The following is a 12,809-nucleotide window of genomic DNA, read 5'->3' as shown; positions in this document are numbered from 1 at the left end:
GATAGGCAGGTTGCACAGGAGCATGCAGTTAGCGAAGCGAGTAAACCAGCTCAACCTCGTTACCGACCTGATTATACGTCACACTTTGCGCTATTTCAGAGAGCAGTTCGACGCCCCTGCCATGTTCCTGCTGAGATTGATGCTGTGCAGTCGTATTTTGATCGAACCCGTTACCGGAATCGCAAATATTAAAAATAATACGGTACTCTTCCGGACTAAAACGCACGTTAATAATGATCAGGGCATCTTTAAGGTTTTCCAATGCACGCGCCCTCTGGTGATAATATTCTATGAAGCCGTCGTCCTGGTTTTTTAAATCAGATTTTAATCCCAAAACACCATGGTCAAGCGAATTATTATAGGCTTCCGACAACAGTAAAAAGACATTCGATCTGTGAGCATGAAGCCCTTCCACTTTCGATAAAATATCAACCAACTCCAATACCGGATCTGTATATCGCATTTGCTCAGCATTGAGTGAAATGCTGATATTGAAAGGCAAAGTGGAGTATTCTGGTGGTAATGCTTCCGTTGAGCGGTCAGGCAGACAGTTTATGATAGCGATGCTTAAGTCATCTTGTTGCTCTTTATGACCACTGTACTCCCTGACTTGCTGGATAATATCCTTGGTTGAAATATCCACCTTGCAGCTCAATACATCGATCAGCCGTTGCTCACCAAATAACGTCCCATCAGGCGCCTCGCTTTCAATGATGCCATCCGTTGCCATGACAATGCGAGTACCCACCTCGACTTCAAAGTGCAAGGTGTTACGCTCAAACTCGTCCTCGTCCAGGATCCCCAGTGACATGTGCTGAGATTCTATGGTCTTGAGCATCTGCCCGTCGCTGTCTATCAGATAAATATCCGGAAACCCGCCAAGCCAGGCTGACACGTTTCTGCCTGAACTGCTAATTTCAACAATGGCTGCTGCGCAGAACATATGTCCGGGCAACAAGGTGTTCAGTGAGCTGTTAAGTTCGGCTGCAATGTCATTCACCGCCATGCCTTTTTGCACCATAGTATAAAAGATCTTTGATGCGGGTAATGCGCCCACCGCAGCTGCCAAACCGTGCCCTGTAAAGTCCCCAAGCAGGCAATAAAAGCCACCGATGGGGCTCTTGGCCATTAAGAACATGTCGCCGTTGAACATGGATGCGGGGGACAAATGATAATCACACAGGTCGGCAAAATCCTCCTGACCCGACAACGCATTGCGAAATATATGTTCTACAATCTCGTGCTCACGTTCAATCTGGTTGTAATGATACTCAAGCTGTTTTTTTTGTTCATAAGCCTCTTTACTCAACTTTCTTGTTCGAGCGTGCGCTCGGATCTTGGCAGACAATATGATCCGGTCAAAGGGTTTATGAATGAAGTCGTCGCCCCCTACATGGAGGCACTTTTCAAAGCTGGCATGGTCTTCTAAAGCGGTAATAAAGATAACAGGTAAGTAGACATCGCCTGCATGCTCTTTGATTTTGGGTGCAGTTTCGAAACCATCCATCACGGGCATCATCACGTCCAACAGAACGATATCTACATCATGGTCTTGGAGCAAGTCCAACGCTTCCTGCCCATTATTAGCTACTAACACCTCGTAGTGCTGGTGTTCGAGCATAGTTTGCAGTAATCGACAGTTGAGAGGCTGATCGTCTACAACCAAAATTAGCATGCACTAATCCCTAGTGGTTCAATCAATATCGAACTTTTTATCGAACCGTGAAATTTGCAAAATCTTTTTCAGCTGAGGCCGGCAATTACTGATCTGTATGCTCGACACCGAATCACCCAAGGTTTTCTTCATATTGAGCAACATACCTAACGCTGAACTATCCATATAGTCTGTGTCACGCAAATCAACGACGACTTTCTCAGTTTGATTGCCTACTTCGGCATAGGCCTGACGAAAGGATTGGACCAAGTTAAAGTCAAACTTTCCTTTGATTTGTATCGTTAAAGTTTTTCCGTCCGCTGAAGCATTTTTGCTCAGGCTCATCGCAAGCTCCTACTTTGGTTGAATTTTGGTATCCATGATGTTGTTTTAAATATAAACCGATAAGTGAAATTAGCCAAAAAATTATCTCGCTTCAAAACGCTTTTTGTTACCATGGCGGCATTCAGCCTCAAACAGGAGAGTCAAAATGTCAGAGAGTCGTTTAGTGTACTCAACCGAGTCTGGCCGCATAAAGCACACAGAATCTAAGCCAGAGCCACAAGCAAAGTTGTTTAAAGATGGCGCGGTACGAATCGAACGCCAAACCAAAGGCCGCAAGGGCAAGGGCGTCATGTTGGTTGTTGGCATTGACCCGGCACAACACGATATGAAAAAGCTGGCGAAAACCTTAAAAAGTAAAATGGGCCAGGGCGGCGCGCTCAAAGATAATGTGATAGAAATTCAGGGAGATGACAGAAATAAGCTCAAAACTCTGCTCGAAGCACAAGGTTTCAAAGTTAAAATCGCTGGAGGCTGATCTCAGCATAGAGGCGAGCCTGACATCGTCAAGCTCGTCAAACAGGCTTAATGTGCCTGATTGCCCTGCCCTATATCTGGGTGTTGGCTTTGCATCAGAATTTCGTGTTCAGTTAAAGGCGCACTGTAATAGTATCCTTGTACGATAAAGCAGTTATTTCTTTGTAAAAACGCCACCTGCTCCTGAGTCTCCACGCCTTCAGCAATCACTTTCATGCTCAACTTCTGTGCCATCGCTATGATGGCCGCCGTGATCTCCATGTCATTCGAGTCTTGCGGAATATCCTTGACGAATGAGCGATCCACTTTTAGCACATCGACCGGAAAGCGCTTCAGATAACTGAGCGAAGAGTAACCCGTACCAAAATCATCAATCGACAAAGACACACCTAACTTTTTCATTTCCAGCAGCTGCTCTATCGCCGCCTCAACATCCCCCATTAACATACTTTCTGTTAGCTCAAGATGCAGCATATCGGGAGACAGGCCAGTTTCTTTCAATGTGGTTGAGATGTACTCTATCAGTTCTGCATCTTTGAATTGCCGTGCAGACAGGTTGATAGAAATATCCGCGGTACGGCCACTACGGCGCAATCTTGCAGAGAACTGACAGGCTTCTCGTAATACCCAGGCACCTAGTTCAACGATCATGCCGGTCGCTTCTGCGATAGGAATAAATTTGGTTGGCGCAATAAACCCTTTTTCTGGGTGATACCAGCGGACCAATGCCTCATACCCCACCACTTGCTCCGTAATGCTGTCAATCTGAGGTTGGTAGCGCAAACTGAACTGACCCTCTTTGATAGCCTGACGGAGCTCGTTTTCAATATACAAGCGTTCATTAGCCGCAGCGTCCAGTTCCTGAGAATAAAAGTGAAAGGTATTTCTTCCCTTCGCTTTGGCTTCATACATTGCAAGATCAGCATGTTTTAGTAGCTGCTCTTCTTCTTTGCTGTCAAAAGGCGCCAGCGTGATGCCAATGCTGGCACTGACAATCACTTCATTATTGCCAAGCCGGATTGGCTTAGCCAATGTTCGTTGAATGGTGTGGGCCACGTCCATGGCATTTTCCCGGCTCTCTATGCCACTAAGAAGTACAGCAAACTCATCACCGCCAAGACGTGCTATCGTATCTTCAGCTCGAAGCCGCTGTTTCAAGCGATCGGCCACTTCAACTAACAATCGGTCCCCGGCATCGTGACCCAAGGTATCATTGATACGCTTGAACTCATCGAGGTCGAAATAAAATAACGCAAAAGCATAATGCCCACGCTCGGCCAGTGCCATCGACTTGCGTAGCTGCATTCGGAAAAAAGTTCTATTTGCCAACCCGGTCAGCGTGTCAAAATAAGCCAGCTCTTCCATTTTACGCTGGCTTTCTTTAACAAATGAGATATCCTGCGCCGATGCAACATAGCTGGATATTCTGCCACTTTCTTCGCGAATCGGAGAAATGCTCAGGCTCACCCAGATCTGCTCATCAGAGACGCCTTGCAGCAACGTGTCTCCACGCCAATAATTGCGGCTGCGCAGGTCAAAATCGATGTCGTCAACGATAATCGCCATTTCTTTAGAGACAATTCCTAACAAAGGTGCACCAATAAAATGCGCTTCATCAAAGCCGGTCATCTCCAGCATTTTGGGATTGACATATTCTACTTTAAACCTGTCATTGGTGATCAGCACGCCAGTACCAGAAAACTCCACGGCTTTACCAAGACGATTTGCTTGTTTCTGGGCGGATTCTCGTTCGGATACCCGAGTATTGAGGCCATGGATAAGCTTGCGAGTTTCGCCGCTCATATCATTAATTGATGCGTTCAGCACACCTAGCTCATCATTGGCATCAGGCAGCTCGGGATGATCAAGCTGACCTTTACCGAACGAAACCAGCGCATTCACCGACTGATTGATACGCTTTAAAATCAGGTGATAGATAACCTGATGCAGCAGTAAGGAAACAAAGAGCCCGTACAGAATAAATAGACCAGAGAACTTCCATTTAAGATCATTGAGTGCAAACAGCGCAGCATCACGCTTCTTGTAATAGCCGATGTACCAGTCCAACTCTGTCAAATGAACCACATTAGCGAGATAAGATTCCTGTTTAAACCCAAACTCACTTTGCAAGCTGGGTAAATTGACCCGTAACGTGCTCTCGATCATCTCCTGAAACGCCCCCGGCAAAGACGATTTATCTGCCAGTTCATTATTATGCGCAACAATACCCAGATTAGGTGCAGACAAAACTCTGCCCTGCTTATCAAATACAAGATAACTGAGGGTATCGGAAGCTTCAGGAAGGCGCCTCAACAGCACATCTAACTCCAAGTCACTGCCTGTAAAGCCTTGATACGTATCATCCACATACAGAGGGACAAGCACACTGACCACCCACTTACTCCAGACTTCGTCGAAGTGGATCCCCGACCAGAGTGCCTGACGGGTCGGGTTCAGCTCTTCCCTCAATAGCGGTAAAGCATGAATGCTGAAATGATTACCTCCTTTACCGTCAATCAACAGGGAGTTTGGCGGAGATATCCGTACAAAATCGTCAGTGGTATAGAGGTAAAAGTTAAAAAAGTCCTGAAGGAGCAGCGGAGATAATGAATTCCAGACATACTCAGATTCGCTAAGCAGGGCCTGACTTTGTGGGTTTAAATTTTTTGCAGGCAGATAGGCTGCGGAAATACCATTGGCTGCGATGCTGTTAATTCGTTCATCCGTTCGATTAATTTGTACCTGTGACTCTGATGCATTCCGTTCAACCTGGCCAGAAAACAGTGTTCTGCCAACAACCATATTGGCTTGCTGAGCCAATTTTTTCTTCAGTGTTAAGAATTCGGAGAAATGTGTGAGCGTTTGCTCGCTTTTTTGCTGTAACTCATGAAATTCTTCATACACCAGTTGCGTTTCTTTAGTTTTCAACATCAGCGCGGCGGCAATGACGCCGGCAATCAAACAAACGGCTGCCGTTAACACCGGGAGTTTGACACTGAGTGAATTAAAACCAAAGCGAGACACAGGTCGTCGATAGCCCACGATAAACCTTTTAGCTAGTTGTCGTTTTTCAACAGTATATGGGCAGAATATACCAGATCACGGAGAACCTCGCCAAACACTTTGCCAGATATGTCTCAATTCGGGCTTGTATAGTTAAAATGATCTGTGCTAATAATAGGGTTAATTAGACTAAGAACCACATTTTAGACAGATTTATGACTTTAACGACACGCAACTACTTTTTCTTTTTTAGCTTCTTTAGGTGAAGAGGCTTAACTGTTTGCGTGTAAAAATCAGATAGCTAAGCCTCCCACACTGGGAGGCTTTTTTTTGGCAAAATGGGAGTGAGGACCTATGACACAAGATACTTTGGATGCGCTGCGTAAAGACATCAATGAAATTGATTCTGAGCTGTTGATCCTGCTGGCAAAACGCCGCAGATTGAGCCACAGCGTGCTGGAATACAAGATCACTAATAACAAACCTATCAGGGATGAAGCCCGCGAGCTGGCACTGCTGGAAAAGCTCATCAGCTACGGCAAATCACTGGGGCTGGACCCTTTCTATATTAACAACGTTTTCCAGGTGATCCTGGAAGACTCAGTATTGAACCAGCAAGCACTCCTTCAGAAGAGCCTGAATCCCGAGTCCCTGAGTGATACTCATAAAGTCGCCTACCTGGGTGGGCAGGGGTCCTACAGCCAGCTTGCCTGTCACAAATATTTCAGCCGTCGCCCCGGTACGCTGGTTGAGCTGGGATGTCAGACGTTTTCAGACATAACCCAGTCTGTTGAAAAAGGCCAGGCCGACTACGGTATACTGCCAATTGAAAATACCAGCTCAGGGAGTATCAATGAAGTCTTTGATTTACTTCAGCATGCTCAGGTTTCTATTATTGGTGAGGTGACACACAGTGTTGAACACTGTTTGCTGGCAAAAGAAGGTACAACCCTCAAAGACATCAATAAAATCTTCGCCCATCATCAACCCTTCGCTCAGTGCAGCCGCTTCCTGGAAGGGCTGGGTGACCTGACACAAGAAACCTGCGACTCCACGTCCAGCGCTCTGAAACTGGCCGCAGACACCCCAAACAGTGCCGCGATAGGCTCTGCACAAGCCGGTAAAGGGTTTGGCCTAGAAGTGCTGAAAAGTGGTCTGGCTAATCAAGCGGAAAATCACAGTCGCTTTATTGTCGTTGCGCGCCAGCCACTGCAAGTGTCGACTCAGATCCCAACCAAAACCAGCCTGATCATGGCCACCAAACAAAAAGTCGGCTCTCTGGCCGACGCGCTGATGGTGTTCAAAGAACACAATATCAATATGACCAAACTAGAGTCACGCCCGGTGCCGGGTAATCCATGGGAAGAAGTGTTTTATGTTGACCTACAAGCGAATGTCGCGGATAAACAAGTGCAAAGCGCCCTGGAATCCCTGAAAGAACATACCCAGTATGTACGTATTCTGGGTTGTTACCAAAGCGAATCTCTGCAGGCAGTAGAAGTGGTATAAAAGAATGAGAGCGAGGCTTGCCTCGCTCTACTATCAAAATACTAAGAAATAACCTTAGCGTCGTTGGCCTTATTGAGCAAACCCCGGCTTTGACGTAAAAAGGTTTGTGCACTGTCCGAAAAGTAATTTTTTGCCTCGTCAAAGGCGCTTATCAGAGCCGCTTTGTCACCCGACTGCAAACGATTCAGCGTCTGTTCAAAGGTATCCTGGTAGCTTGCAAGCAGTCCTTCCACTTCATCAAACTGCGCCAGCATAATATCGGTATAAAGCTCACCCGACTGCGCAAACAGCCGCCCAACCATCATCAGTTCAAGCTGATAAATCGGTGAAGAACACCCTTTTAACTCTTCCAGCGTGTGGCACTGACGAGCCAGAAACTGACCATAGACAAACGTCGTGAGGTGGCGCATAACCTGAATGATTTGCATAGCCTGATCGTGCTTCTTAGCAGCCATATTAGCCAAATGGCACCCCCAGATCTTGAGTTGCTCAAGCAATCCCTGATACGCCTCACTGTTGCGCCCGTCACACACCACCACAGTCTGCTTCACCCAATGTGAAATATCTGGTCCAAACATGGGGTGTAACCCCACCACTGGTCCCGGATGCTTTTTCATCATCGCTTGCAGGGGCGCTTGTTTAACAGAGGTGATATCTGCCAGCACGCAATCGTCGGGAAGTGGCGGTAATTCACTGATCACTTGCTCCAGCGCATTAATAGGCACACTCAACAGCACCAGTTTGGCATCCGAGAGTATCGCACCCTGATCTGCTTGCTGTGCTTTATCCAAAATACGTACTTCATACCCTGAGCGCTCCAGCTGGCGGGTAAACAATTGGCCCATGGCGCCTGCACCACCCACTATCACCACGGGTGATAACTGAGGGGCTGCGCAAGCCAGCTCACTTTGCTGATTCTCATAGGCTTCGCGCATCATTCGGCGTAATATATCTTCAACGAGGTCCGGGTTGACGCCCTTTTTATCTGCTTGCGCTCGCCTTGCCTCAATCAGGTCCGCCTCTCTTTGCGGCACATGCAGCGGTGCCCCGGTGACTTGTTTGATTTTTCCAACCTGCTCAGTGAGCTCTCGACGTTGTGCCAGCAGGTCAACCAACGCACTGTCGCAGGCGTCAATTTTTTCCCTGAGCAAAGTTAGTTCAGATGTTTGACTCATTCCCATACTGTAAACTATTATTTACTTTAGTAAACCAAAAGGTACACCAGTCTAATGCCAACTCGCTCAGATTAGCAAGCTCTTTTACCGCGATTAAATCTCATCATAGTCCACACTAAAGCAGGTTGATCATTGAATTAAAGCGGATCAATATTAAAAGTCGTAGACGTATAGGTAGGCAATTGACGAAGTCAGATGATTGTGGCCCAAAACCAAAACGGGCCACTCAAAGAGTGGCCCGTTTTTAAGCATTGGTAAATGCGACGTATTAGTTAAGTTTTTCTTTAATACGTGCAGACTTACCAGAACGCTCACGCAGATAGTAAAGTTTCGCGCGGCGAACTGCACCACGACGCTTCACTACAATGCTGCTTACAAGAGGGCTGTGCGTTTGGAATACACGCTCTACACCTTCACCGTTCGAGATTTTACGAACTGTGAATGCAGAGTGAAGACCACGATTACGCTTAGCGATTACAACACCTTCAAAGGCCTGTAGACGCTCTTTCTCGCCTTCTTTAACGCGAACCTGAACAACTACTGTGTCACCAGCGCCGAAAGCAGGTACGTCTTGCTTAAGCTGCTCAGCTTCAAGCTCTTTAATAATATTTTGGTTTACTTTTGCCATTTTATTTCTCACATTCCTAGGAGTAACTGTCTTCTAGCCACAAGCTTCATGTTCTTGCTGAAATTCAGCAAGCAAACGCGCTTGCTCCTCAGTCAGAGCTAGGTTACGCAACAAGTCTGGACGGCGTAACCAAGTTCTTCCCAGTGACTGCTTTAAGCGCCACTCGGCTATCGCTTGGTGGTTTCCACTGAGTAATACAGCAGGCACCTGTTTTCCATCCAACGTTTCTGGCCGAGTATAGTGTGGACAATCTAATAAGCCGTCTGAGAACGAATCTTGTTCTGCAGACTGGTTGTGGCCTAACACACCTGGCACCAATCGCGCGACTGCGTCGATTAACGTCATGGCGGGCAGTTCACCCCCACTTAAAATAAAATCCCCGATGGACCATTCTTCGTCGACATACGACTCGATGATCCGCTCGTCTATACCTTCGTAGCGACCAGCGACTAAAATCAACTTTTCGGATTGAGCCAGTTCGGCCGCACCTTGTTGATCTAACTTCCGCCCTTGTGGAGACATATAAATTACTTTAGCACCTTCTCCTGCTGCCTGTTTGGCATCAAGAATGGCTTGTTTGAGAGGCTCGACCATCATCAGCATGCCCGGACCACCACCATAAGGTCGGTCGTCAACGGTTCTGTGCTTATCCAGTGCATAGTCTCTCGGATTCCAGCAGTGAAAGTCGATCAGCCCGTTTTTTACGGCCCGACCGGTGACACCTTGCTGAGTTACCGCGTCAAACATTTCAGGAAAGAGTGAGATCACCCCAACCCATAGTTTTTGCTGTTCACTCATTAAAACGCCGGATCCCAGTCTACAGTAATTTCTCGTTCTTCATGCTTAACTTCAATCACAACAGAATCTGTCAGGAATGGAATTAAGCGCTCAGACTGACCAAATGCATCTTTTTTGTTTGCTTTCACAACCAAAACGTCATTTGATCCAGTCTCCATCAAGTCATCAACATGACCCAGGTTATACCCTTTTGTCGTAACGACTGTCATACCGATGAGATCTCGCCAATAAAACTCCCCTTCTGGTAATTCAGGGAGCTGCTCTACATCTACTGAGATTTCTGCATTGGTCAGTGCCATTGCTTCGTCTCTGTCGTTGATGTTCGCAAACTTGGCGATAAAGCCCTTGCTGTGACGACGCCAGTCACTCACTTCAAGGGTTTGCCATTTACCTTGTTGACCTATCAACCATGGGCTGAAATCGAAGATCCCTTGGGGATCATCAGTAAATGAATGCACCTTAAGCCAACCTTTGATGCCATAAGGAGCACCAAGTTTACCAACAACGATTGTCGAGGTTTTTTCTTGACTCATGGTTACACTTACGCCTATTAAGCCGCTTTACGAGCGTCTTTAACCAGTTTAGCTACGCGATCTGAAAGACCTGCGCCCTGACCTACCCAGTGATCAACACGGGCAAGGTCTAGACGAAGCTTTTCTTCTTGACCAGCAGCGATTGGGTTAAAGAAACCTACTTTCTCGATGAAACGACCGTCACGCGAGAAACGGCTATCCGCAACCACGATTTGATAGAATGGACGCTTTTTAGCGCCGCCACGTTGCAAACGAATAGTTACCATACCGTCCTCTACATAGATTGACTGTTTTCATTAATAAGATTTGCTTCCCACTTTGGGAAGCTGGGGAATTGTACGTCTTTTTTCACGCATTGCAAGTGTGAAATCCATTTTATTACCAAATGATGAAGATGCTCGGTAATTGACAGGAGATGACGCCTAAATTGTGTGACTGCGATGACCAGCCTGGGTCATATCGCAACTGAGGGCATAAGTATAAAAGAAGGGTCGCAAAACAGACACCCTTCTTTATATACAGTGGTACTTTAACTGTGCTGACTAGAAGGTGATTTTAGCTTTGGCCGCAAGATAACGTCCCGGCATTGTATACTGAGACAAGCTGGTGTCGGCAGCACTGCCAGCAACCCGCTCGTAACTGACGTATTCCTTATCCAGCAAATTAAAGACTCCCACATTGAGTTGCCAGCTGTGCCACTGATAATCTGCAAACACATCGACAGTGGCCCAGCCAGTGGTTTTAATTGCAGCATCAGAGGGAACTTTGTCCATATGACTGGCTGCACGCAACGCCGTTGTCAGCGACCACTGCTCAGACTCATAGCGCGCTTTAACAAAGCCATTAAGCGGGCTCAACGATTCTATGTAGTCATCGGTCTGTGAATTTTTACCATGCAGGTAGGTCAGGCCACTGTCGATGGCAAGCTGGTCGTTCAGCCACAGGGTCATATTGGCTTCAACCCCTTTTATTTTTACTTCTTCAATATTCTGGTACTGAAACACCTGTTTGCTGACATTGGGAATAAAGGTCGGCTCAGTGCGTACCAGCTGGTTGGCAATAAAGTCATCAAAAGTCGAATGGAATACGGCAAGGGAGAACTGACTACTATCGAAATTGCCTTTTAAGCCCAGCTCTATGCTGTCACTGTATTCCGGATCCAGGTCTGAATTTGGGATGATCTGGTAAAAAGGCTCAACACCGTGGCTTTGATAAGCCTGATCGTGGGGCGGGATCTTAAACCCACGGGCATACTGACCCACCAGGCTGAGATTCTGGGACAAGCTGTATACCACACCCAGTTTAGGCGACAAAGCCGTTGCATCAATTTTTTCAAAGACCCCGTCGGTGTACAACGCACTGTGCTTAGGGTCCATCTGATAACTGTCCAGTCGCAAGCCCACATTTACGCTCAAGGTATCGGGCAGCAGCGTCACGTTATCCTGGACAAATAGTCCAATCAGCCTTGTATCCGCGCCGGGGAACGCTTTTTGTGGCTCATGATCTTTGACCAATGTGCCTTGCAGGTTGCGCCGTGACTTATAACGCGGGCGTTGCGTGTCATATTGGTCGAAATCAGCCCCATACACGAGTTGGTGCGCGACATCGCCAACGGTTAACTGTTTGTCCAGTACCAATCGGGTACCGACAATCTGCTGCTCAAAGCGATAGTCATTGATATCAACGTAAGGGCCTGAGCGGTCAGCACCAGCACGAGTTTGATCGCTGCGCTGCTCGTAATCGCTGAAGTATACCTGGGCCTCCAGGTTATCGTATAACCTGGTTGCCGCGCTGCTCTTATATAGTACAGACACTGACAGGCTGTCGTTCTCTTCCTTTGTTTCATGGCTCTGAGCTGCCAGTACCTGCTCGGTTTCCTGCGTGTAATAATCCAAAGTGGTTAACAGGCTGGACTGCGCCCCCAGGGTCAACTCACCTTTGAGTACCGCAGCCGTAGAGGTGTAGTCCGCTTCCGGTAAGGTTTCATCATAATTCTGTGTCTGGCTGCCATCTCGGCGTGTTAACTGGGCCGATGCAGCATGCTCGCCAAGGCGCTTTGCAAACACGCCGCTGAGGCTTTGCTCATCACTGGCACCGTGATAACCGGCGCTGAGATGCGCATAGCTGGCGGCATCCGCCAGATAATCAGACGGCGATTTAGTGGCTATCACGACGATACCGCCGAGTGCATCAGAGCCATAAAGTGAAGATGCAGCTCCCTTCGCGACTTCGATTTGCCTGACACCTTCTAAATCCAGATAACCACGGCCGATTAACAAGCCCTGACCTCCTTCGTAGGCATCATTGAGTCGACGACCATCTTTAATATACACAACCCGGTTGCCGCCAATGCCGCGCACAGTGATCGCCTGAGCGTTACCCGCACTGCCCTGAGTGCTAATACCGGTTTGATAACGAAATGCCGAGGCCAAGTCGATACTGATTTCCTGCTCCAGAGCCTGTTCGGTCACCACACTGACGCTGCCTGCGACATCCGACAGCTTCTGCTCGACCCGTGAACCGCTGACCACAATCACGTCTGCCGACTTTTCAAATTCATCGGCCTTAACATCGGTCGTACCAAAAAGTGCCGCCACTACACCAAGCGCAATACTGCTGTGCTTTAAAGTCATTAGAAACCTCATTCAGGGAATTAAACAGAACTATTTTGCTGAGCACTATAATGTCCC

At 47.4% G+C, this 12,809-nt stretch carries 11 protein-coding genes; 2 read left to right on the top strand and 9 right to left on the bottom strand.

Annotated elements, in window-relative coordinates:
* Nucleotides 1-28: 28 nt before the first annotated feature.
* Together ACXAH1_RS07880 and ACXAH1_RS07875 are read right to left on the bottom strand one after the other, a co-directional pair.
* The gene (locus tag ACXAH1_RS07880) at nucleotides 29-1,675 is read right to left on the bottom strand and encodes a fused response regulator/phosphatase (protein WP_475195549.1); all 1,647 of its coding nucleotides are present in this window, start codon (nucleotides 1,673-1,675) and stop codon (nucleotides 29-31) included.
* A gap of 18 nt (nucleotides 1,676-1,693) precedes the next feature.
* Nucleotides 1,694-1,999 carry an STAS domain-containing protein gene (locus ACXAH1_RS07875; RefSeq protein WP_054014087.1) on the bottom strand — a complete coding sequence of 102 codons (306 nt, stop codon included), beginning with the start codon at nucleotides 1,997-1,999 and terminating at the stop codon, nucleotides 1,694-1,696.
* 145 nt (nucleotides 2,000-2,144) lie between these two features.
* Between ACXAH1_RS07875 and ACXAH1_RS07870 the strand changes: the two genes are divergently transcribed.
* Nucleotides 2,145-2,474, top strand: coding sequence for an SUI1 family translation initiation factor (locus tag ACXAH1_RS07870; protein ID WP_475195548.1), 330 nt, complete (start codon nucleotides 2,145-2,147; stop codon nucleotides 2,472-2,474).
* Between the two features lie 47 nt (nucleotides 2,475-2,521).
* Here ACXAH1_RS07870 and ACXAH1_RS07865 read toward each other — a convergent pair whose 3' ends face one another.
* Complete coding sequence (locus ACXAH1_RS07865) at nucleotides 2,522-5,515, bottom strand: bifunctional diguanylate cyclase/phosphodiesterase (RefSeq protein ID WP_475195542.1); 2,994 nt, start codon at nucleotides 5,513-5,515, stop codon at nucleotides 2,522-2,524.
* 315 nt (nucleotides 5,516-5,830) lie between these two features.
* Between ACXAH1_RS07865 and ACXAH1_RS07860 the strand changes: the two genes are divergently transcribed.
* Entirely contained in the window at nucleotides 5,831-6,985 is a 1,155-nt protein-coding gene (locus ACXAH1_RS07860; protein ID WP_475195540.1) for a chorismate mutase, read from the top strand.
* 41 nt (nucleotides 6,986-7,026) lie between these two features.
* Here ACXAH1_RS07860 and tyrA read toward each other — a convergent pair whose 3' ends face one another.
* The 6 genes from tyrA to ACXAH1_RS07830 all read right to left on the bottom strand — a co-directional run bounded on the left by tyrA (nucleotide 7,027) and on the right by ACXAH1_RS07830 (nucleotide 12,752).
* A complete protein-coding gene (gene tyrA / locus ACXAH1_RS07855; protein ID WP_475195537.1) occupies nucleotides 7,027-8,160 on the bottom strand; it encodes a bifunctional chorismate mutase/prephenate dehydrogenase in 1,134 nt (377 codons plus the stop codon).
* A gap of 268 nt (nucleotides 8,161-8,428) precedes the next feature.
* Nucleotides 8,429-8,788, bottom strand: coding sequence for a 50S ribosomal protein L19 (gene rplS / locus ACXAH1_RS07850; protein WP_475195535.1), 360 nt, complete (start codon nucleotides 8,786-8,788; stop codon nucleotides 8,429-8,431).
* 33 nt (nucleotides 8,789-8,821) lie between these two features.
* Nucleotides 8,822-9,586 carry a tRNA (guanosine(37)-N1)-methyltransferase TrmD gene (trmD, locus tag ACXAH1_RS07845; protein WP_054014093.1) on the bottom strand — a complete coding sequence of 255 codons (765 nt, stop codon included), beginning with the start codon at nucleotides 9,584-9,586 and terminating at the stop codon, nucleotides 8,822-8,824.
* Nucleotides 9,586-10,119 carry a ribosome maturation factor RimM gene (rimM, locus tag ACXAH1_RS07840; protein WP_046006658.1) on the bottom strand — a complete coding sequence of 178 codons (534 nt, stop codon included), beginning with the start codon at nucleotides 10,117-10,119 and terminating at the stop codon, nucleotides 9,586-9,588. The genes trmD and rimM overlap by 1 nt, the downstream gene beginning before the upstream one ends.
* Nucleotides 10,120-10,136: 17 nt before the next feature.
* Complete coding sequence (rpsP, locus tag ACXAH1_RS07835) at nucleotides 10,137-10,385, bottom strand: 30S ribosomal protein S16 (protein ID WP_010382415.1); 249 nt, start codon at nucleotides 10,383-10,385, stop codon at nucleotides 10,137-10,139.
* Nucleotides 10,386-10,661: 276 nt separating this feature from the next.
* Nucleotides 10,662-12,752, bottom strand: a complete 2,091-nt coding sequence (locus ACXAH1_RS07830) for a TonB-dependent hemoglobin/transferrin/lactoferrin family receptor (protein WP_475195527.1) — start codon at nucleotides 12,750-12,752, stop codon at nucleotides 10,662-10,664.
* Nucleotides 12,753-12,809 lie beyond the last annotated feature (57 nt).

It is taken from the genome of Pseudoalteromonas sp. AWH4_217, from assembly GCF_056161105.1.
The sequence above is the reverse complement of the archived record's forward strand: the minus strand, read 5'-3'. Positions and strand labels throughout refer to the sequence as shown.

What these genes read in the sequence shown, in the direction of transcription:
- rplS (WP_475195535.1), bottom strand. Translation starts at nt 8,788, where the DNA reads ATGGCAAAAGTAAACCAAAATATTATTAAAGAGCTTGAAGCTGAGCAG.
- rpsP (WP_010382415.1), bottom strand. Translation starts at nt 10,385, where the DNA reads ATGGTAACTATTCGTTTGCAACGTGGCGGCGCTAAAAAGCGTCCATTC.
- ACXAH1_RS07870 (WP_475195548.1), top strand. Translation starts at nt 2,145, where the DNA reads ATGTCAGAGAGTCGTTTAGTGTACTCAACCGAGTCTGGCCGCATAAAG.
- trmD (WP_054014093.1), bottom strand. Translation starts at nt 9,586, where the DNA reads ATGAGTGAACAGCAAAAACTATGGGTTGGGGTGATCTCACTCTTTCCT.
- ACXAH1_RS07875 (WP_054014087.1), bottom strand. Translation starts at nt 1,999, where the DNA reads ATGAGCCTGAGCAAAAATGCTTCAGCGGACGGAAAAACTTTAACGATA.
- rimM (WP_046006658.1), bottom strand. Translation starts at nt 10,119, where the DNA reads ATGAGTCAAGAAAAAACCTCGACAATCGTTGTTGGTAAACTTGGTGCT.
- ACXAH1_RS07830 (WP_475195527.1), bottom strand. Translation starts at nt 12,752, where the DNA reads ATGACTTTAAAGCACAGCAGTATTGCGCTTGGTGTAGTGGCGGCACTT.
- tyrA (WP_475195537.1), bottom strand. Translation starts at nt 8,160, where the DNA reads ATGAGTCAAACATCTGAACTAACTTTGCTCAGGGAAAAAATTGACGCC.
- ACXAH1_RS07860 (WP_475195540.1), top strand. Translation starts at nt 5,831, where the DNA reads ATGACACAAGATACTTTGGATGCGCTGCGTAAAGACATCAATGAAATT.
- ACXAH1_RS07880 (WP_475195549.1), bottom strand. Translation starts at nt 1,675, where the DNA reads ATGCTAATTTTGGTTGTAGACGATCAGCCTCTCAACTGTCGATTACTG.